Source organism: Pseudomonas sp. B21-028, assembly GCF_024749045.1.
Lineage (GTDB): Bacteria > Pseudomonadota > Gammaproteobacteria > Pseudomonadales > Pseudomonadaceae > Aquipseudomonas.
The window spans coordinates 4973827-4995200 of the sequence record NZ_CP087184.1 but is presented as its reverse complement, the minus strand read 5'-3'; the positions used below and the strand labels follow the sequence as shown (position 1 = coordinate 4995200).

General features: G+C 50.7%; 17 protein-coding genes and 1 tRNA gene. 9 read left to right on the top strand and 9 right to left on the bottom strand.

Features of this window, described 5'->3' with window-relative positions; genetic code table 11:
* Positions 1–8: 8 nt before the first annotated feature.
* Positions 9–512 (bottom strand): cell envelope protein SmpA, encoded by a 504-nt coding sequence (locus tag LOY35_RS21480; protein ID WP_258633703.1) that lies wholly within the window; start codon positions 510–512, stop codon positions 9–11.
* Positions 513–965: 453 nt separating this feature from the next.
* On the opposite strand from LOY35_RS21480, the gene mgtE reads away from it, so the two are divergent.
* Positions 966–2408 carry a magnesium transporter gene (mgtE, locus tag LOY35_RS21475; RefSeq protein ID WP_258626914.1) on the top strand — a complete coding sequence of 481 codons (1443 nt, stop codon included), beginning with the start codon at positions 966–968 and terminating at the stop codon, positions 2406–2408.
* Between the two features lie 111 nt (positions 2409–2519).
* Here the strand turns inward: mgtE and LOY35_RS21470 are convergent, their stop codons facing one another.
* On the bottom strand, positions 2520–2846 hold the full coding sequence (locus LOY35_RS21470) for an Arc family DNA-binding protein (protein ID WP_003178899.1): 327 nt from the start codon (positions 2844–2846) through the stop codon (positions 2520–2522).
* Between the two features lie 672 nt (positions 2847–3518).
* Between LOY35_RS21470 and LOY35_RS21465 the strand changes: the two genes are divergently transcribed.
* From LOY35_RS21465 to LOY35_RS21455, 3 genes are all read left to right on the top strand, one after another.
* Positions 3519–3593 (top strand) — tRNA-Arg (locus tag LOY35_RS21465).
* A gap of 315 nt (positions 3594–3908) precedes the next feature.
* The gene (locus tag LOY35_RS21460; protein ID WP_258626901.1) at positions 3909–5723 is read left to right on the top strand and encodes an ATP-dependent endonuclease; all 1815 of its coding nucleotides are present in this window, start codon (positions 3909–3911) and stop codon (positions 5721–5723) included.
* Positions 5720–7480 carry a UvrD-helicase domain-containing protein gene (locus tag LOY35_RS21455; protein ID WP_258626899.1) on the top strand — a complete coding sequence of 587 codons (1761 nt, stop codon included), beginning with the start codon at positions 5720–5722 and terminating at the stop codon, positions 7478–7480. The genes LOY35_RS21460 and LOY35_RS21455 overlap by 4 nt, the downstream gene beginning before the upstream one ends.
* Positions 7481–8299: 819 nt before the next feature.
* Here the strand turns inward: LOY35_RS21455 and LOY35_RS21450 are convergent.
* Positions 8300–8578 (bottom strand): helix-turn-helix domain-containing protein, encoded by a 279-nt coding sequence (locus LOY35_RS21450; protein WP_073638108.1) that lies wholly within the window; start codon positions 8576–8578, stop codon positions 8300–8302.
* Between the two features lie 136 nt (positions 8579–8714).
* Here LOY35_RS21450 and LOY35_RS21445 point away from each other — a divergent pair, with 136 nt between their 5' ends.
* Both LOY35_RS21445 and LOY35_RS21440 read left to right on the top strand, forming a co-directional pair.
* On the top strand, positions 8715–9272 hold the full coding sequence (locus tag LOY35_RS21445) for a hypothetical protein (RefSeq protein ID WP_258626878.1): 558 nt from the start codon (positions 8715–8717) through the stop codon (positions 9270–9272).
* Positions 9273–9390: 118 nt separating this feature from the next.
* Positions 9391–9564: a hypothetical protein gene (locus LOY35_RS21440; RefSeq protein ID WP_258626862.1), complete on the top strand. Its 174-nt coding sequence runs from the start codon at positions 9391–9393 to the stop codon at positions 9562–9564.
* A gap of 1155 nt (positions 9565–10719) precedes the next feature.
* Here the strand turns inward: LOY35_RS21440 and LOY35_RS21435 are convergent.
* The 4 genes from LOY35_RS21435 to LOY35_RS21420 all read right to left on the bottom strand — a co-directional run bounded on the left by LOY35_RS21435 (position 10720) and on the right by LOY35_RS21420 (position 13701).
* On the bottom strand, positions 10720–10974 hold the full coding sequence (locus tag LOY35_RS21435) for a hypothetical protein (protein ID WP_258626857.1): 255 nt from the start codon (positions 10972–10974) through the stop codon (positions 10720–10722).
* Positions 10975–11110: 136 nt separating this feature from the next.
* The gene (locus LOY35_RS21430) at positions 11111–11800 is read right to left on the bottom strand and encodes a hypothetical protein (protein ID WP_258626842.1); all 690 of its coding nucleotides are present in this window, start codon (positions 11798–11800) and stop codon (positions 11111–11113) included.
* 90 nt (positions 11801–11890) lie between these two features.
* The gene (locus LOY35_RS21425) at positions 11891–13270 is read right to left on the bottom strand and encodes a relaxase/mobilization nuclease domain-containing protein (protein WP_258626838.1); all 1380 of its coding nucleotides are present in this window, start codon (positions 13268–13270) and stop codon (positions 11891–11893) included.
* Positions 13271–13308: 38 nt separating this feature from the next.
* Positions 13309–13701, bottom strand: a complete 393-nt coding sequence (locus LOY35_RS21420; RefSeq protein ID WP_258626827.1) for a hypothetical protein — start codon at positions 13699–13701, stop codon at positions 13309–13311.
* A 1533-nt stretch (positions 13702–15234) separates the two neighbouring features.
* Between LOY35_RS21420 and LOY35_RS21415 the strand changes: the two genes are divergently transcribed.
* The 3 genes from LOY35_RS21415 to LOY35_RS21405 all read left to right on the top strand — a co-directional run bounded on the left by LOY35_RS21415 (position 15235) and on the right by LOY35_RS21405 (position 19579).
* Entirely contained in the window at positions 15235–16563 is a 1329-nt protein-coding gene (locus LOY35_RS21415; RefSeq protein ID WP_258626824.1) for a hypothetical protein, read from the top strand.
* A 253-nt stretch (positions 16564–16816) separates the two neighbouring features.
* Complete coding sequence (locus LOY35_RS21410) at positions 16817–18688, top strand: hypothetical protein (protein ID WP_258626821.1); 1872 nt, start codon at positions 16817–16819, stop codon at positions 18686–18688.
* Positions 18689–18784: 96 nt separating this feature from the next.
* Positions 18785–19579: an NYN domain-containing protein gene (locus tag LOY35_RS21405; RefSeq protein WP_003347561.1), complete on the top strand. Its 795-nt coding sequence runs from the start codon at positions 18785–18787 to the stop codon at positions 19577–19579.
* 204 nt (positions 19580–19783) lie between these two features.
* Here the strand turns inward: LOY35_RS21405 and LOY35_RS21400 are convergent, their stop codons facing one another.
* Positions 19784–20785 carry a restriction endonuclease gene (locus LOY35_RS21400; RefSeq protein WP_258626820.1) on the bottom strand — a complete coding sequence of 334 codons (1002 nt, stop codon included), beginning with the start codon at positions 20783–20785 and terminating at the stop codon, positions 19784–19786.
* A gap of 82 nt (positions 20786–20867) precedes the next feature.
* A complete protein-coding gene (locus tag LOY35_RS21395; RefSeq protein WP_258626819.1) occupies positions 20868–21263 on the bottom strand; it encodes a hypothetical protein in 396 nt (131 codons plus the stop codon).
* Between the last annotated feature and the right edge of the window lie 111 nt (positions 21264–21374).

Here is a 21374-nt window from a genome sequence, read left to right as displayed (position 1 = left end):
TTTGTTGTCTACGATTTGCCTTTTACACAGCCTTTCTCATCGAACACGACCTCTGCGCTGCGACCGTTCTTCGCTTTGTAGGTGTAGCGGGTGCTCGAATTCCGAATCTTGATTGAGTCAGGTTTGCCGAGGGCGCTTTCCACGTCTTGCTGGTTCATGCCCGCGACGATGCGCCTGTCCATGATTGCATCGCGACGCTGCCCGGTGCTCAGCAGATTCCCACAGGGGTCTTCAAGCTGGCCGACAACCGTCGGTGCTCTGCGCCTGGTTTTGTTGCCGGGTGTTTGTCGGTGTTCTGCTTCGGGCAGCAGCGATTCGCCGGTGGGGGCGATTGTGCCAGGGCTGTACGGATGGATTCGCTGCAATGACAGGTTCTCTTCCGGCCCGCAGCTCAAGGTGGTGAAGGTGACGTGCCCTGCGCTGTTTTCGCAGCGATGAACGGTGTGTTCGGCGGCCAGCGAAGGCAGGCAGCACAGGGTGAGGAGCAGAAAAATATAGCGATTGAGCGGCATTCGAGCGCCTTCCTGGCGGATGAAAGGTGGGAGTTGACGCATCACTTGTGGGAGCAAAGCTTGCTGGCGATAGCGGTAGGCCAGCCGATTCGCTGTCTGTTGACTGACTGCAATCGCGAGCAAGCTTTGCTCCCGCGGGCTCGTGATCAGCTGACTGACATCAGAGTAGTCGCTCCATTTTTGCTGGGTGGTGTGTTTTCTTTTCTGGATAAATCGTCGTAATTCCATAGGTTCAGCCTGCGTTCAGGTTTGTCTCGCAAGCGCTTGTTCTTGCCATGATTTTTTAACGTTTTAAAACGCCAGGCGGTGTATGATTGCGCCCGTCAGCCCCGCCGGGGCTTTGGAATACTTCCATGGACTTACCCAGTAGTTACTCAAAACCTCGTTTCACCAATCATGAATTGACTGATTGATCCTTCCGGCGTGCCCCACTGCTGGGAGTGGAGTTCGCCTATGACCGAAATTGAAGTAAAAAAAACGCAGGAAAGCCTTCAGGACCGTCTCGCGCAAGTCGTTGAGCTGCTGCATCGCCAGCGGGTCGTGGAGGACCTGACGCATCGCCAGGAAGGTCCGCATCATGACCGGGTCGAGAACCTGGTCCACCGGCAGAACCTCGTCGAGTTGCAGCGCAAGCTCGATGACCTGCACTCCGCCGACGTCGCCTACATCCTTGAAGCCTTGCCGCTGGAAGAGCGTCTGACGGTCTGGCAACTGGTCAAGGCTGATCGCGACGGTGACATCCTGCTCGAAGTGTCCGACTCGGTTCGTGAAACCCTGATCGCCGATATGGATGATCACGAGTTGCTGGCGGCGGCCAAGGAAATGGACGCCGACGAACTCGCCGACCTTGCGCCCGAACTGCCACGGGACGTTGTCCACGAACTGATGGAAGCCCTCGACGGCCAGCAGCGTGAGCGCGTGCGCTCGGCGTTGTCCTATGACGAGGAGCAGGTCGGTGCGCTGATGGACTTCGAGATGGTGACGATCCGTGAGGATGTCAGCCTTGAAGTGGTATTGCGCTACCTGCGTCGTCTCAAGGAGCTGCCGGGGCATACCGACAAGCTCTTTGTGGTCGACTACGACGGTGTGCTCAAGGGCGTGCTGCCGATCAAGCGACTACTGGTCAACGATCCGGAGAAGCAGGTCGCCGAGGTCATGGCCAGCGATCCGGTGAGTTTTCATCCGGACGAAGACGCCTACGATGCGGCCCAGGCCTTCGAGCGTTATGACTTGATCTCCGCCCCGGTGGTCGACAAGAACGGCAAGCTGATCGGCCGTCTGACCATCGATGAAATGGTCGACCTGATTCGTGAGGAAAGCGAAAGCGAAGTCCTCAATATGGCCGGTCTGCGCGAAGAGGAAGACATCTTCGCCTCGGTCTGGAAATCCCTGCGCAACCGTTGGGCCTGGCTGGCGATCAATCTGATCACGGCGTTTGTCGCCTCTCGGGTCATCGGCTTGTTCGAGGGCTCCATCGAGCGGTTGGTGGCGCTTGCGGCGCTGATGCCCATCGTGGCCGGTATTGGTGGCAACTCCGGCAACCAGACCATCACCATGATCGTTCGCGCCATGGCGCTCGACCAGGTCAGCACCGGCAATACCTCGCGATTGATGCGCAAGGAGCTGGTGGTGGCCCTGATCAATGGCGTGCTATGGGGCGGTGTAATCGGTGTGGTGGCGTATCTGCTCTATGGCAGTTGGTCATTAGGGGTGGTCATGACGGCCGCGATGACCCTCAACTTGCTGTTGGCGGCGTTGATGGGCGTCTTGATCCCCATGACCCTCGCCCGGTTGGGGCGTGACCCGGCCATGGGCGCGAGCGTGATGATTACCGCCATGACCGACAGCGGCGGGTTCTTTATTTTCCTCGGGCTGGCGACCATCTTCCTGCTCTGATCGCTCGTTCCCATGCAGTGCGTGGGAACGCTTCAGCTCGGTGGGCGTAGGCAGGATAAATCCCAAGCAAAAAAAAGCCAGCGCAAGGCTGGCTTTGGGTATTTCCTGCGATCAGGACGCGTCTGCGGCCATCTCTGCATCGTGGGCAATCAGCGAAACGAGGGCGTTCTGCTGGCGGTGGGAGAGTTGTCGGAAGCGTTGAAGCAGTTCGCGCTCATGCAGTGACAGCTCCGGGCTGTCCAGGCGCATGCTCAGTTCTTCACCCAACGCGCCTTCCTGGATAAGGCTTTGCTCTAGGCGCGCGATGATTTCAGAGTTCATGCTGCGGTGATGATTGCGAGCCACCTCGGCAATGCGTTCCCGCATTCCGTCTGGCAGACGTACGACGAACTTGTCAGCCGTACGGCTGGAATAAATTGCCTGTTTCAATGGGCGCATATATTTAACCGGTTAGTTCAGGGGAGCGGTTCTCGGGATTGGCCGCAGGATGTCGAATAGGACAAGCACCGTAGCCAAATGTTCAACCTGAATTGTTAAGAGGCCCGCATCATGCCTCAAAATTGCCAGATCATTGGCGCCAATTCTGTGACAAATATTGATCCGCGTAAAGGCGTTCTGCCATTACCCTTCATCAAAAATGCGGACTGGTTGGAAAAATCAACAGGTCTGCACGTTGTGACCATCGCATCGTGTCTATGTGCCATACCGTCTGGCGGATAACCGGAACGGCAGCAAAGACCGGTGCTCCTTGTACTGTATAGGATAGTGGCAATTTGCCGATTTACTAGCAGGGGCCGATGGGGATGGATGAGCGGCGTTCCGTTTATCTGTGTCATCGTGTTGAGGGGCTGTGAGCAGCAGCATTTGCCTACACTTAAAAAGCCTACGGACGACATGACAAACGCCAGGCTGGCCGTTAACATGCACGCCGTCCATCGCACCGCGTTTCTCGTGGTCGACCTGTGTCTCAGTAGCTCAATTGGATAGAGCATCCCCCTCCTAAGGGCTAGATACGATTTCTTGCAAGGGACAGGGCGCAGTGTTAAGTTGTGATCGTTGTTGGTTTTGTTTTTTGATTTTTCTGTTTGTATTCAAGCCGTTATCTCTATAGTCCTTGTAGTTCAACGGATAGAACGGGGCCCTCCTAAGGCTCAGATGCAGGTTCGATTCCTGCCGGGGACACCATCTTAGTCACTACTTCAGTCACTACTTCTCTTCTTGCTCAGCATGACCTTGCTCGGGTCAGCTAGGCCTCGCGCTGACCTGCACATCCATCGTGCCGTATGCATGCGCTGTGCACTCTGTCGGCAAGCTTCGATTTTCATCCGCTTCGATGGGTATCAAGTCAATGAACGCTCTGTGCGCGATCCTCTACGCATATGAACCGCGTGTAAGTCTCAGCTAGCTCACATCAGGCATGGCTTATACGCCTTTGGATCCATCCCCTCGTGATTTCGTGCCACTGCTATAGTGGCTCGTAGAATCAACTGAGGGATCAGAATGAAGGTCGTCAAACTCGGCATAGAGAATTTTCGCGGGATTCGGTGCGCCAGTCTTTGCTTCGATGGGCATACGCTCCTGGTTGGAACGAATAATGTAGGGAAAAGCACCATCTGTGAGGCTCTGGATCTGGTATTAGGCCCGGATCGACTCAATCGGTTCCCCCCCATAGATGAGCATGACTTTTACAACGGAATTTATCTGTTCCCGTCGCTAGAAGAGGGATTGCCGCCTACGCCAATTCGCCTGCGCATCGAGGCTGTCCTGGTTGGGTTGAGCGTCGAGGTCAGTAATCGGTGTGGAGGTAACTCGGAGTTTTGGCACCTGTTAGAAAAGCGCGTTCTCGCGGCTGGTGAAATCGACGCTGCGAATCCACCCGATGTCGTACCTTGCCTAAGGATCGAGACCATTGGTCTCTACGACATCGAGGAGGACGAGTTTGTCGCCAGGACTTATTTCTCTCATAGCCCTGATGCACCATTGGGTGAGTTGACGGCTGTTCCAAAGACCATCAAGCGACAGTTCGGATTTCTGTATCTACGCACCCTTAGGACGGGATCGCGAGCGCTCAGTTTGGAAAGGGGGTCGTTGCTGGACATCATCCTGAGAGCTAAGGGTGTAAGGCACAGCCTCTGGCAGAAAACGATATCTCGGCTGCAAAGCCTAGACATCGAAGCCGATGCGACTGAAATAGCTCCCGTCCTTAGATCAGTTGAAAAAAGGCTCTCCAGATATGTAGCCCTTGAATCGCCTGGCAATGCCACGAAGCTTCACGTATCGGAACTTACCAGAGAGCATCTACGGAAAACGCTGACCTTTTTCATGGCGCTGTCCGCTGATCAGGCGCATGTTCCGTTTGCCCATGCCGGCACTGGGACGATTAACACCCTGGTGCTGGCGCTGCTGTCACTTATTGCTGACCTCAAGTCTGATGTGATCTTTGCGATGGAAGAGCCTGAGATCGCTGTTCCCCCACATACTCAGCGAAGGATCGCCGAGTACCTTCTCACCAAAACGACGCAGGCGTTCGTCACGTCTCATTCTCCCTTTGTGATCGAGAAGTTTGAGCCTAGTCAAACGCTGCTGCTTGCCCGACAGGACGCAGGTACTGTCACATCTCGGAAAGTCTCGGATGCGACCGGACTTAAAGATAATGATTACAGACGATTCGCTAAGTCGGGGCTTTCAGAGTGCATGTTAAGTCGCGGTGTCATCGTCGTTGAGGGGGTGACCGAGCTGCATGCTATGCCAGTGATTGCTCGTCGCATGGAAGAACAGGATCCGAGTCTCCAGCCGCTGGATATTTCTGGGGTGGCATTCTTTGACGCGGATGGCGAGTCGAATGTGCCCAAATTCGGCAAGTTTTTTAAAACGTTGGGGCTTCGGACGTTTGCCTTCTACGATCTTCTTCCCAAAGGAAATCGAAAACCCGAGGTGCTCCAAGCGTTGGCCGATACCTATGAGATAAACACTGAACACCCCTACAAGGGCTTCGAGGGTCTGCTTGCTGCTGAGGTTCCAGCGTCACGTCTTTGGTCATTTCTACTCGATCTGAGGATCAGCGACGAGAGTGGAAACGTGATGGTGCCTGAGCTACAGCCAAGTGATGCTGCGGTAAGGTCTTTGGCGATGCAGGCTCTTGGAAGTAACAAGGGCGCGGGATGGGCGGCTCGCTTACTTAATGACTGCGAATATGAGGAGCTGCCCGGAGCGACTAAAGATTTCTTGGCTGGTATCTACAAACTGTTCCCTCGTCCTGTAGAAGCGGAAGAGGAATCGCAGCCTGATGATGCTTGGTTGGATGATCCGATATGACCGAAGCGCGTGATTTGCGCGATACAGTTATCGCCTGCGAGAAGCACATTTTAGTATTAGGCGGCCCCGGAAGCGGCAAAACTACGTTAGCTTTGCGCAAAGCGGTCCACCGGATCAGGCAGGGATTGCTTCCAGGGCAGTCCGTCTTATTCCTCAGTTTTTCACGTGCGGCTGTTGCTAGGATCGCAGATGCGGCGAAGCTGGAGTCCACGACGCAGGAAAAGGATTGCCTTTCAATCCAGACCTTCCATTCATTTTTTTGGACCATTCTTAAGGCGCACGGTTACCTGCTTGGGGCTCCAACTAAGCTATCTATCTTGCTTCCCCAAGATGAAAAAGCTCTATCGGCGGGTATCGACGATGATGATGTAGGTTGGCCTGCTTGGCTTGTGGAGCGTGATCGCTTGTTCAGGGAGGAGGGCAGGGTCGCGTTCGATCTTTTTGCTACCAACGTAGGCGATTTGCTAAAGAGCAGTAGTTACCTGCTTCAATCGGTCGCTGCTAAGCACCCACTCATCATCGTGGATGAGGCGCAGGACACCAGCGAGCCAGCGTGGGGCAATATTCAGCTTCTCGCGTCGAGGTCCCGGGTGATGTGCCTAGCTGACCAAGAGCAACAGATTTTTGACTTCTTGCCTGGCGTGGGACCGGAACGAATCTCCGTGATTCGCCAGGTTTTGCAGCCCTTTGCTGTGGATTTGGGAACGCAGAATCACCGTAGTCCGAATTCGGAGATACTTTGCTTCGGGAACGACACGTTGAATGGCGTCGTTCGTGGGGCGCCGTATCAAGGTGTATCACAGTTAATGTACCGCCCAGAAAATCCCACCCCTAATTGGAATCATTTGCTGCGTCGTGCTCTTAAGGAGCTGTATGGCTCCATTATCGCGCAGGCCGGCGCCATGCCAGGCACGATCGCCATCCTGGTCGGTAATAATCGCAGCGCTTTAAGGATGTCTAATGCGCTCAACGCACTGGGGCCTAATGTTGGCAAAGCCGTTCAACATAAGCTCCATTTTGACGAAGCAGAATCTCTGCTTTCAGCGCGGTTAGCTGCCTTTCTTCTAGAGCCAAAAAAATCAGAGAACGAAGCCTTTGACATAGCATCTAGCATGGATCTAATCGTTGCGGCCCGTAATGCCACGGGCCAGGCAAAAGCTGCTATTGCCACGCTGAAAGCGCAGGCTCTGCAAGTGAGGCAGGGTAAGCAGTTGAAGATCAACCTCGTAAAAGCATTGCGAGGTGTGCTGGTGACCCTATCTGAGTCTCCGTTCACGGGAGATCCCGCTTACGATTGGCTGGCGGTGAAGGGCGCGCTGCGGGGAAGTGGCCAGAGCGAGTTGCTCAGAGTGGCGGACCAGCTTGACTACCTTGTGGCCTTCAAGCGTGGTCACCGCATCTCTGCCGCATTGGCAGCGGAGTGGATCCGCGACGGGAAATACACCAATGCTCGGGGTGCCCTCGATCAAGCTTTGGCGCAGGAACAAATTCTTGATGGGGTTGAAGCAATACCTGGTCTTCAGATAATGAATATCCACAAGGCTAAAGGGAAGCAATTCGACGGTGTGATCATAGTTAGAGAAGCAAAGCGGAGCGCCAACGGAGTGGGGTCGTCCTTTGTGTGGAGAGACGACGATCCGCCGTACCCCAAAAGTCGAAGGCTCCTGCGAGTGGGCATCACGCGTGCTCGAACGCACCTCCTACTGCTTAATCCCCTGTGGCCTGTATGTCCTCTCTTAAAAGGACAGCAACTATAATCGGCTCAACTGAAAAACAAAGATATCTGAATGACGTGCTGACTCGCTTAACGAAGCAGTGGCCAAGTGGAATTGAGCAGCTTTCGGTAGAAGTGGTAGCCAGTTCAATCACGGAAAACGTGATGTCCCGACGCATAGAGCGATGTTGATGAGGCGGTAGGTGCTTCAGCCAGCCTTTCTCAAGGCTGAACTAGACCAGCGTGGGTGCCGCCAGTGAGGCGTATGCCGGATCAGTCTAGCTCAGGCTGTCAGCCCACAAGATTGGACAATAGGAGGTGGCGAGGGTACGAATAAATGAGAAAAATTCTTAATAAAGCATTATTTGTAATCAAAAATATACCCGGCTTTGCCGGAAGATAACCAGGCTTGTTCGGCGAAGGACCTCTAAGAGGTATTTTATGTATATATATACAGTATGTCAAGGGAAAAATTAACCCTCCCTATATTGACCTGTATGTGAGGGTGGGGTAAGAATTCTGGTTTTTGTATCAGCGCTTAACTTTGACTTTCAGCAAGCAGTTGTCGGTTTGAATGAGGAGGGTGTCGTGTTTTGTCGCGGTGTAACGCTTTTATATGGCCTTTAAAGCGCTTTGTTGTTGATGGGTATGCGAGGGTGGCGGCTAATTTCTATCGTCCAGCCTGCGCGCTTGTAGGTGGCTCCTGCTTTTTTCTATGACGCCGCTCGTAGGGCTGCGAAAAAATCCACAAAAGCGACGCAATATTCCACGGCACGGCACCGCATCCTTGACTCTACGGCTTCTTGGTTCATCACTACACCGCTCCGGCTCGCACGGGTTGCGCATCTTCAGGCTGGCTGGATCAGATCCAGTTGCAAACGTCTTCACACAGCTCATTCAGGAAGCTGGCAGAGTCTTGGCTGTCCTGCTCGTAAAACGCTGTCAGGGTGAGTAATGCTGCTGAGGAGACGTTTAGAAGCGCGGCCAATTCGACGATGCGTTCTAGAGTTGGCGAGTGGATTCCTCTTTCCAGTGCGCTGATATATGTCCTTACGACGCCCGGCTCAAACGCCTCTTGCGTCATTCCGCGGGCCTTTCGTATCTGTCTCAAGGCCTTACCAAAAGCGAGCTTCACGTCCATCCTCAAAATACCCCGAGCAAATCCGGACATGAGAAATTTGCTCTGAGGTATTTTCTACACTGTATACCATTCATTTTTATCGAATCGCTGGTATCCTCTCTTCGACATACCGGGCACCTAAACGTGGAGATATTTCATGATTGGCGACATTAATGACGCAATCCTGAGGCTAAAAAGTGACGCTGGCGACCTGCCGTTCACCGGCTATCTTACGAATGCTCACGTCGAAGATCCTCCAAGCGTTAAGGGCGAAATTTGGCGGCACATTCGAGCCGAACCCTCCGGGAAATTCGCAGACGGTCATCGCGTCGAGACATCGCGAATGGTTGAGATTGAGGTCCGTGGCGAGAGCATGTGGGTGGTTACCGAGCAGGGAAGTCGGTATGGCATTCTTTCTATCAGCCCGATCGGTTGGATCTATTTCAGCAGAATCCTTTGTATTAATGAGCGTCTCAATCCAGCGCCAGCGCAGACTCCTCGATTCATAATGGATCTCCAGGCTGTTGATTCGCCGCTGCCGGAGCTTCGCGGCCTTCGGATAAGATCGCCCAAGCAGCCCGATTCTGCTGCTGTGGCGAACTCTTCGTCGATTCGTCGTGTTCTGGATCCGAGCGCGCAGCCGCCCGAGGTTGAAAGTACGGAACGATTGATCGAAGCCTTGAAACGAAATGGCGTGCGTTTTGTGACGCATTAACGATTTGTTAGGACGTACCTATGACGTAGGTTCGGCTGAAATTCTGCCTGAGTCGTTATCGGCCAGTAACGGACGTTTCTGGGGGGGGGGGGAGGTCTGTCCCAAAAGAATTGTGCCAATGCTGGCCTCAACGGATAGCGAACGGTGGGGAAAAGTGCACTTTAAAGAACGATTCACCCTGGTAAATGATCTTGCCCAGGCCATGTCTGAGATATTCGACAGCGTCACACTAGAGATTGCCTTGGGTGGCGCCAGTCCAGTCATCGGCGACTGGCCGGACCCAGCCAATTAGGGAATGCTGGTCAACGGCGATGGTGTTGGGTGCAAGAGCGGCGTGTATTTGTTTGGTAGCCGAGTAGTTGCTCGCGGTAAGCCTTACGGGTCGTCACCATGGTCGTGGAGGCATCAGCGATGCTTCTAGTGTGCAAGGTAAGCAGCGAAGCCAAGCCATTTAGGTCGACCACGCTTTCATTAAGCTGCTGGCGCCGAGGATTTTCATAACCCGCTTCATGTTGTAGGCGAGTACCTGTGCATGAATGGCGTTAGGAACCTCTTTTGTCCGACTTTTGCCGGTCAAGGTTACCCAGAATGCGGGTCTAGTCCGATGAAAGCGACTGGTGAAATCCATGCAATACGCAAAAAAGAATTTCACCGACCGTAACGCATTTTTTTTACGTAACGTAGATGTGTTACAAGCAAAAAAAAGCGTTACGTCACGGTGGCTAAGGGCCGTGAGAGGGCTCCGAGTCGAAAAATTTCAAGACTGAGTGCCGCTATCCACAATTTCTAGGCATGGGTGACTAGCATTGTGCAAAATTTGCACTTTCCAATTGGCGGATCTGGGTACATCGGTGCCGCCATCGCCCGACAGCGCTGACAGACACGATATCCGCTCAAAGCACTCAGTCAGTAGTCAGCCTCTACACGTGTCTTGGAGACCTTAGAGGTGGTTGTATCGCGAATCAGAGCCCGACGCTTATCTCCACAGCGCGTCGGCGGAGACGCGCGATCGTAAAGCTGCTCTCCGGATGTGAGTGCGCCATTCGATATGGCGGTGAGGCCATACGAGCTGAGCGTTCGGTTGAGAATAATCAGGCTCGTTTGGAAGGGTGGCAGCGCGCTCGTGGCGACGGAAATCTGGTTACGCACGCAGAGCGCTTTCTACGGATTGAGGAACTGGTCGCCAAGGTGGCGGCGGTGAGGTAGCACTCGCTCGTATATGTATACGGTGTACACTCCTCAGCACCGCAACTATGTTGTGAGAATGCTCATTTCTGCTCAAGGCTCGCTGGAGAATTGCAGTGGATCGATATAGCCAACTTGCATTGTCATCTGGGCGACTGCTAATCGCGCGCATTCCTTGCAACCTTTGGTTAAGTTCCGCATCGCGGGTCTCTAATCGGTACATCACTCTAACAGCGCTAAGTTGGTTGCCTAGCTTAAGTTACTAACGAGGTTCTTCATTGGGGGAGACATAACGACGGCTTCGACCAAATTGATCCGCAATTTTTTTTGCTGCATCACCGAATCGCTTTTCAAAAGTCTCGCGCTCCTCTTGAGATAAGCCTTCAACTTTAGCTGCCGAAATTACGCGATGCTCAGCCAGCTCATCCTGGTTTTTGGCCTTCAGGTAAGCGCAGGTATCGAACCCATCTGGACGTTTCGGACCATTCTTAGCGTCCTGATCAATCTGATTTCCCATTTCGGGTTAGCTCCGTCAGATGACGACCCAAGCGTCGTCTCGGGTTTTGGATAATATCAGGTTTGTAGGCCCAAACTGCTTAACCAGCTGCATATCGACTAAATACTGAAGTGACGTCTGATCACAACTTAGCGGATCACCTGATCAACTGCACCTCTTTTTTGATTTTATTGAACAGGGCAGTCCCTTGGTCGGCGGGGGAAGGGATTTGTGCGGAGTCGTCTTTTTTGATGACATACCCTATACCCCGGCTATCTAATGCACAGCCAAGCGCAGAGTGAGCTACAAGCATCTCTCGGGCGTCTTCGGCGCTACAGTATTTTTTTCCGCTGGTTTGAATTGTATATAGTATGCGTTTGCATATGTTCAATAAGTCAGACTTTACTTCGCTCGTTGCAATCAAAACGTCTTCGAGGCCTTCTCTGTCCAGATCGAGTTCTGGAGTGAGGTGAGTACCAGGGTTTATTAAAATTCCACCAAGTATCACGCCACTAAACTCACCGATCTTAATTTCAGATTTACCCATCGTTGATTTGGTTTTTGCTTGAGGTATACCGCCGTGCATCCCTTCTGAAGCGTTGCCTAGAAGCGCAATGTGTATGCGACGAATTTGCTCTTCTCGCCAATTTGTGAATCTCTCGGCGTCTTCAGGAGGTATTTCGCAATGCTCTATTTTTTGTTCGTGACTAAACTCAGCAATTTTAACCGTAGAGTTTTTCCTGGCTCCTTTTATGAGGTTGCTTTTTTCGTCATAAGCCACAATGCTTGAGCTAACGGTTTTGAGAACTATGCAGCGGTCGCAATTTTGGGTGAGCTTTATATACATACGCGTGCCTTTTTTATTGTTTTTTATTTTTCAATTGTAACATATGCGCTTGAGGTTGGAGTTAATGTTTTCTGTTCGAAAGTATTATTTTCAATTCTCGTGAGTAGCAATGAGGTTTTGAAATTGTGCTTTTTCGGTGGGTAGTGAGCGTTGTGGGTGTATTAGTAATCCTATTCTATCCAAGGCTTCAATAAGGCCGTTATCGCGAAAATACATTTGAGTCTTATTCAGTTTTTCTTCTAGGTTTTCTATCGTCAGGTTTTGAATCGAGATAGTACCTGATGGCTTGATATTATTCGGTGGTAGTAAGAATATTTTGAATATCGGCGTCTGAAAATGCTTCTGCAAAAGGCGTAGCATGTTTTTGGTGCCAAGATTGACAATGGTTTCCCAGGTCTTCATTTCGTTCTTGCCATTGGGGCGGGTTTGGGGGGTAAAGTTAAAGTTAAATTTGAAGCCGATTTTATAATAATTATCGGTTTCTATGGAAATTACACCTTCTCGATTATTTCGATTAATGAATTCACGAGCTTGATTTGACAGATGGGTTACTGAGGTCATCATGCCGACGCTTACAGTTTTTACATCCCGCTCAAACTTCGATACTGCTGGGAGCGTAGGGTTCGCACCGAGTCCCAGGGTGGCTTCGTCGCGAGCAGGGGAGTAGTTTAGTCTTCCACACAGGGCCCCGAACGTTAGCACGGTTGACATGATCTTACTTCCGCTTATCCATCTGCCGTCCTCAGAGTTAAGCTTATAGCTGAGACCCTTGATTTCTCCTGTGGTAGTGAGCACGGGCTTTATCTGCACGCCGCGCTTTGCCATTGCATGTAAGAAGTCACTTACCGTTTCAGGATGGCTGGACAGAGTGCTTTTAGCGATTGCACGAATGATTGACGCTTGGTTTTTGTTATTTACATTATCTCCAGGAGAAAGAGTCGGCGTTAGCTCATACTTTTGCTCTAGGACTCGTACCATCTCCATGCCGCGCTCGAAATCGTTCTTGTTGGCTAAGAGTCCATAATGGGATGCTAAGCTGCTATCTTCGAATCGTAATTGGACTCGGCACAGTGCGATATGGACATGGCTATGATCAGTGTCGTTATGGCAAGCTGCAACCCACATCATGCTATTATCGACCCCCATGCCCTCCAAGAATTCCCTCGTGAGCGATTCAAACTCAGTATGTGTGAGTTGGTCTTGGGCGGGTAGAGATAGAACGTGATGTTCTATAAGCTTTTCCCCATTGCCGTGATAGCGTTGTATTTGTATATTAAACTCGTTCTCTAACTCTCTGGTGTCAACAACTCTAATATCGCCTCTGTATCCTTTGAACGGGGACCCACTTACGGCGCTTCCACCGAGGTACTCTATGAACGGTCGTTTGTCGATCTCTTTAGTATTTGCTGCAAAGATGTAGCGTATAAGAGTTTCGCAAGATTGGAATGTGTGGGCTTTTTTGTAAATCATAATATATGCTCATTATTGTTATTATTATTTGTGATTCTTTACAGTTTTTTGGGGGTGGCAGGTTTAAAAATTTTTCCTCTGATTGCAAAGTGTTCAAGCTCTGATAAGCTGGTGGTCAGTTCAGCGGGAAGTCGAACGTTTAGGCTGAGTAGTCTCAAGTTTTCAATTTTGCTTAGTAAGGCTTCTATGTAATCATTTCGAGATTCTATCTCGTGAATTATATATCGCTCGTACCCCATACTCCTCTCTAATTTGTCAAAGGTATAATCTTTGGCGAAGCGAGAAAGGCTTTTGTATTTGCTCATTTCAGCCTTAAGGTTAAATTGCTCGAATTCGCGTTCGTTGAGATGCATTGTGATACGTCGCGATGCTTTTTCCGTGTCCGCCTTTTTTGGTCGGCCACTTTGTTTCTTGGTCAGATCGATGATCATGCTTTTTCTCTTGTTGTTATTATAAATGCGCAGAAATCGAAGATTTTGAGCACTGGCAGTTTCATGCGCCAAAAATTCATTTTTGAAGCTTGGAACATAGCTTGCTGAAAATATCTTTATCTAATTATACATTTAAATATCTCGACTGTGGTGGTGTGCTTTTGGGTATTTATATGTTGTGTGATTATTGGTTGGTCCTGAGGCTTTGGTCCTTCTTTCGGTTGCTTGCGAGTGTTGCGACGATTAGAACGGTATTTGTCTTTTCGTTAAGAGGGTTTGTGTTGCTTAAAGTGTTTTAGCTATGAAGGTCTCGTACTTTTTTCTAGAGGTGTGGACTATTAGGTTGGAACTTCACAATTTACATAGGTTGGTGGGTGTCGATGGCTGTTATTTTTTTATTGGCTTTTGGCAAGATTGAGACTTTATTTTTTTTGCAATTGAAGTGCTCTAAGCAAGCTTGGATTGTCGTGACCCGTTACGCGGAATGTACCCAGTGGCCGGATTGGGCGATAGGAGGTTTCCATTGGTAGATTTATTTTGCAAAAGCGTAAAAATATTTTAAGGGTTTACAATAAGTAATGGGCAAAAAACCGTGCTACTATTAACTTGCAACAATCCTGTTGTTTCAATAGATGGCTGGCACCGGGAAAGACTGGTGGTTTCGCTGGCGATTGGTCAGCGAAACTTAATTTCAAACAGCGGGAATTCATAATATTCGTTAGTTATACTTCGCCGTCGCTGCCGCCCAGTCGGTCATTTTCGTTGAAATGGGCCCTGGCAACGACCGCCCTTGCTGGGCATTTTCGCGCAGCGGTCGGGATACAGCTTGTATAGCCGTAGTTTCCAACAAACTCTCCAATCAGACAGCCTAGGGTGGCGTCGCATGGTAACGTCATAACGCATTAGTTTTTGCTTCTCACGACCATACCTGCGATGAACCCTTAGTAAAAAGCAGGCATCGATTGGGAAGTTTCTAGGGCGCTCTGTTCATCGTCGAGGCGAATCACGTAAGGTCGTTGTAGCAGGCTTAGCTCGCCTATGCTCCTCCTCGCCAAAAGATATGGCGCAAAGCCACTTAGAATTCAGGAGTCGGGCGTGATCACGGAATTGAATTGCAGCCATCGGCGAATTAATCCTTTGAGCACTTCCTCTAGCGTATTCGGTAGCTAAGTCGAATTGTGCGTCAGCGCTGAGCATCGTGTGAAGAACGAAAAGATCCGTCATTGCGCTCCACTTACCGATTACCCCGTGATCAAACTGATCAGAACTGCATTCTGAAGGTAGCACCATTGGTGAATGTTCACGAACTCCAGTTTTTCAACTCAAGATTGGTCATCACCAAAGTGGTGGGTGGGGGTGACTTGCTTCGACAGGCGGGTTTACCGAGTCGGTTTCGGAAGCCAAGAAGGTAGAGGTTGAGATTCTTACTAGGGATCTGGCTTTTCGCTATCAATATAGGCCTGCCCGCAGTTACCTTATGGTCTTGCCATTTTTCTGCATTGAGACAGGATTTCACACGTAATGAGATTGGGTATGGACGTCCGGATTAGGTTTCATGGTGTGGGCCAGGGGTTGTTCAGTTCGGGAAGCATTTACCCGCTTCCGAAGTCTGGCGGTAGTGCATTCAATTGGGTCTACGATTGTGGAACTGATTCGGCACAGCACTATCTCGACAGCTCGCTCAGCGACTTGGATCATAGCATTCGGACGCCCGAAGGGCAGCGGCCCTACCTTGACCTAGTGACCATCTCCCATTTCGATTCTGATCACATCAGCGGTCTCGTAAAGCTGCTGGAGCGCTTCGATGTGGGTGATCTTTTGCTACCGTACGTACCCTTGTGGCAGCGGCTTGTTATCGGTTTTCACGCCCACCGGGCGCACAGTTCACGATTGACGAGATTTTTGGTAAATCCGGTTGCATTCATCGCTGCGGTTCCTGAGGCTAAAGTCAAACGTATTTTGTTCGTATCAGGCAGTCCTTCTATCGACGAGTCGCCCCCAGAGCGAGACGGTCCACCTCGACGACCACTACAACTACCAGTGGTAAACGATAGGGATGCGGATCCTCAAGATTCAGGTTCTATCCCCGTGAAGGTTGAAACCGAGGATTTGAGCGGTCTGAGTGATGTGGATGACAAAAGATTTGACTTCCAAAATATGGCGCGGGCAGCAGGGAAACGGACGGACGTAGCATTTATTACCTATGGTAGAGGGATTGTGATTGCGGGGTGTTGGGAGTTTTTGCCATACAACGATGCGCAGTTGGCACCGATGGCTTCTCGAATATTTCGTGATCGCGTTTCACATATTCGCGACAAACTGCTGGGTAGCGTAAAAGCTATTACTACCCGTGCCTTGAAGGAATTAAAGGATCTCTATGCTAAAGAATTCAACTTCAAGGGCCAGAAAGAAAATCAGAACCTCATCTCGCTGTTTCTTTACGGTGGCCCAATAGGATCGAAACTGGGCAAAATGTGGGTCAGGGGTTCGGAAGTAGACAGGCCATTGCCCCCTCGGAGGCTATGGTGTGTGCCGATTTCGATATGCAAAGGCGGCGTGCTCTATACCGGTGATGGTTACCTCAATACACCGCTACGGTTTGATAGCATGAAGGCTTTTCTGGGGGCTCACCGTGTGAGTGGTCTTTCGCTCCTACAAGTCATGCACCATGGGGCTAAAGCAAACTGGCATGCCGGGTTGGCCTATAAAATACAGCCGATGTTCAGCGTGTTTAGTTCGAATCCCGATCACCAGGGATATCGCCATCCACATACTGAAGTGACCACGGATTTTGCTTCCTACAGGCCACTGCAAGCGAGTAAAGGATCGGCTGTAAACATTGCGCTTTTGCGGTTGCGATAGGTGGGCATTGAATCTGCCTGCGGATCAAACATGCGTGGATGCTATTGAAAAAACTCTACAGTGCGCCTTACACTACTCGCTATCACCTCGATGGTGAGTGGTAACTGAGCAACCACGGTCAAGAAGTCGCCTCCTTGATTGATCGGCTCTAAAGGTTTTCATGACCTTCTCTCTCCAAATCCTTGTTGACCATTCCCTATTGCCTGAGGCGATGCGGTGCTATGTGCCGTGGTTTTTGGAGAGATAAAAATCGATGCTAGAATTTCTTTGCGCTACCCGTGACACCTATGTTTTAACTGATCGCCCAGGTGACGCCCCGTCTGATGTCAATCGCAAATGGTCGATCCGTATAGGTGGACTGCATCAGGACCATCTGCGTGATGCTGTTAACAGATTGCGTCAGCAGCACCTCCCGCGCGCGGACAAACCGTCGAAAAAACGTTCCCTCAAACCAACTGCTCTGCTGGACTCCCTCGCTAAGGCACTCGGTGCGAAGAGCTATGACCATTGGCTTACGATTGAACAGCCAAAAATCATTGCCCTGCTAAACGAGCACGGAATGTCGCGTCCTGTCGATCTCATCAAATGGGCGACACCAGCCTTCACACCTCTTGCTGCTCAGCAGGTGGCCGACAGGTTGTTCAACTCGAGTATGGACATTCCTCAGCGGATGTTTACCGGCGTGGGATCACCATTGTTTGCCGCATCCAGTTACGGTCGAATCGACATCGATACGCTTGCTGGAAAATATTTCGTGAACGACAAGCAGCGGTACAACTTCTGTGAGCAGTACAGTGAACAGGTGGTGCTTCGCGCCGTACATATGAGCGAAAAAAGCGCACTGAGTTATCTCGATTTGACTGGGCGGATGCTCATGCTCAACTCCGTCAGGGAGCACGTCGACGGTATGTTCAACCTGCTGGGTAGCAATCTCATGCAGCCATCGACTGGCGAGCCAGTGATGCGGGTTTACAACACGACTGAGAGCGACCGGGAATGGGACCTTTGTCTGTTTCAACTGTTCCGTGCGGAGATCGAGAGCAGCAGCGCTGGTTGGGTCGAGGTGATACCTGTACCTGGCAACGTAAATGTTATTTTCCTGAAAGGGCAGGATGGCACCTTCGACTGGGTGATCCGTGATCAGCGCGATGAGGCACTTTCGACGAACTCTCTCCATCCTTTCTTCGTGCAGAGTGAAGTCCCGACAGCAATGGACCAAGGCAAGCTGTTAGGGCATCTGTATTACTCGACAGCAATCTGGCGCGAGCGGTTAGAGCACGACGCTGAGTCTCGGCATTACGCTAACGGTGGTACTGCGGCCAATTGGCCTGGGTACCAGGCATTGATTGAGCGTGAACTAGTAGCTGCGCAGGGTTTTCAAATGCCTCGCCAGCCCTCGGGTCGCGTTCACGGCGATTTTTTCGCGCATCGTATCAATGAGCGCTGTTTGATGGTGTCGCCGCTGATAACGATTGCCGAATTCCAGGCGTTTAGCTCGCGAACCGGTTGGAGGAGCTTGCGTGCAGAAAAGGCCCATCTGGCTCACTTTGACCATTTTGATGATCTGGAGGCTCTAAACTCGTGTGACCCGGACGAGCTTCCCATAGCTCTTACATGGCTCGATGCTGTTGCGTATTGCCGTGACTTTGAGACACATAGTGGGTTGCCAGTCCGTCTTTTGACTATTGAGGAGTGGCGCCAAATCACTCCACCGCCATCGATCAACTTTCGAGCCATCAACACTGTCCGCAGTTTTAAGGTGAAATCGGGTGAGCGTCCGAATGACCCTATCTATGAGCAGATGGGGTGGGGCGTAGTTGGTAGCGATGGAGAACTTGGTACGAACTCTAGCGATGTAGAGCGTGTGGACGGTGTCATGCGATTCGGCGCCAGTCTGAACTGGGTAATCAATAGTGAAGGCCTGCCGTTTCTTTCGACGGCGGGATTTGCTGAGTGGCTTGCGGATCACCGCCATCAGCAAGCCCCCGCAGGCTGCACGGCAACCCACCAAAGTATTAGGGGGGGAGGAGTTGAACGAGCGTTATGCCCTGTTCACAGCAGCATGAGCTACAAAGGTGCCAAAGTGGGCTTTCGGTTGTGCTACGTGGCCAATGCCGATGCGTAATCATCTTTGTTTTGTAAATACGGGACTGGCCAGTAATACGGATCGTCTGCCTTATATCGACGGCGGCCTTCATTCTGGAATTAAAGGGATTTTTTCATGAGCAATCAACTACAGAACTTGAACGTCGCGATGTTCATCGACGCAGATAACGCCCCAAGTAAAAAGCTTGGTAGCGTCCTGGCGGAGCTTGCATCTTATGGCGCCGTCTCTATCCGACGTGCCTACGGAAACTGGAAAAGTCCCTCCCTGGACCCGTGGGGCAAGGTCCTTCATGAGCACGCGATTCAGCCAGTGCAACAGTTTGATTTGGTCAAGGGTAAGAATGCTACGGATATGGCCATGGCCGTGGATGCAATGGACGTACTATTCAACAAGCCCGTGGATGTTTTCTGTCTCGTCTCCTCTGATTGCGATTTCACGCCTCTGGTCATGAGACTTCGAGCCGAGGGCAAACAGGTTGTTGGCTTCGGTGAGAGGAAGGCGCCGGAGCCCTTTGTAAACGCATGCTCCAGATTTTTGTATTTTGACCAATACCTGATGAGCGACGATCAGCAAGTATCAGCAACTGTGCTAGCGGGGAAAAAAGCGATTTCAGATAGCGCGGTTCAGTCCGGCGCCCTTGTCAGGAAGACTGCGAACGAGTTGAAAGGAGACACGAAGCTCTTGAATCTGCTCCGTAATGCCGTGGCGTACGCTGAGAATGAAGACGGATGGGCGCAATTGAGTGTAGTGGGGAGTCGGATAGGCAACCAGGCATCCTTCGATGCTCGAAATTACGGCTATCCACGACTCGTCGATTTGCTGGCAGCAATTGATCTTTTTGAAATGAAGCGGGTGAACAATCATCCCCAGATTCGGCATAAACGGCGGGTTGCTATCGCCGGTGGGTAATTCGCATTGATAGATGGCGGATAGTAGTCTAAGCCTTGGGTTTGGCTAAACTATTTGGGGGAGTGGTTAATAGCCACCGATCACTGTCGATATGTGCTCTCGCTCATCTCACTAAAGTCTGCCGGCCTTAGCACTGCCGGCATTCTTCCTGTTTTATTCTGCTGGGCGCTTACGCCGACGTCATGTCCCAATGATGGTTTCACATTAAGAACCTTTGTAAGTCAGAAGCTCGACCTTGAGCTTGCTCGCCATCTCCAGAGCCGCTGAGGTGAATCCGCTGGTGCTATAAACGATGAATCGGGTACAATCATAATAATGCCCACCTGAGTGTGCCTGCATTACGGCTTCCACACCTACCGCTCCAGAATAGTTCTTGCATTGGATTCCGATTTTTTCGGTATTCGATTGAGCAAGAATGTCTATGCCAAAATCACCCGTTGCGCTGGTTTCCGAGACGGTATAACCGATTACCCTATAAAGATCAAACACAGCCTTTTCAAGGCTCATTCCCACCGCAGTTGAGTTTGGTTTCGTCGCAACCGTTGAGTATTGGCTCAACAAGCGTCCAATAATGACACCCTTGTATGCGATGTACCCATTATGAGGCTCACCAAACTGAGATTTCATAACCTTAAGTATTTTATCGAAATTCAGCTCACCCGTTGCGTATCGGATATTTTGAGTAGAAAAAACCTGGATAATTGAATCCCGTTTGGGAACTATCGAGTGAAGCGCGGTCTGGAAGTGACCTATTTCATAACAAAAATCTCTAAGCCCTTTTGACATGCGCTCTAACACATCTTCGGATAAATCACCGTTTCTGTAGAGATTAAAGCTAGTCATATACCAATTAAAGCTTTCAGGGTCGCTATATTTCTCAAAGGTTTTCGTCAGGTTTTCACTTTCTAGCAACGTAACTAACACATGAAAGCGTTGGGTAATAGTAAGCTTAGAAACTTCGTAATTTATATATTGATCTAGGTCGGGCGGTATTTGGCACAGTAATGCATATTCAGCCAGTTTTTCTTTAAGTTCGGGAAAGCTACTTGTAACGTCAATCCACCATATCGCGTTCCAAACTTTAAAAAAATGTTCAGGTATAGCGGTAAAGTTTCCGGTGATTTCGGATAATTTATCCAAAAATGGTTCAACGTTGATGCATGAAATGCTTTTGGGGGCGTTTTTTCCGTAAAATTGGTAAGACATTTTAACTTCCTTGAACTGAAAAATCCTCAAAAGCGCGTCAACCATGCCTGCGGCGCATTGCCCGTAGTACTGCTGAGAATTTTTATGAGCTTGAAACGAGCTGGATAACGTTGATGTTGTCGGGGTAGGAAGTGGATATGGCGATGCGGTCCACTTCGATGGTCGTATTATAGTATCGACCCGTCTTGGTATCCTTTCGCTCATTGAATCCATAGGCATGGTTCGTGTACGAGCAAGCCACAAGGTAAAGCGCGTTGTCATCGTCACGTCCAACAATCGCTACCCAATGATCCCCCATCCCACCCTCTTCGAATTCAGCCTTCTCTTTCACACAGAGAATCGCCACCGAATCAGTGAAATTCATCGTTGCCAGAGACTCAATGTTGGAGGGGGTAACCATCGAGGACACAGCGGATCCATCGGTCATCACTTGGAAGCAGGTGACGATAAACTGTTGCTTGACCTTAGCGTCTGTCACGTTCCTGAGCTTCCCGAAGTCACTACCTTCGCCCAGTACGAAATTGTGGAGGGACGGCGTGTTACTAATCACCCGTTTCCAAAAATTTGAGTTCCTGAACGCAAAATCTGA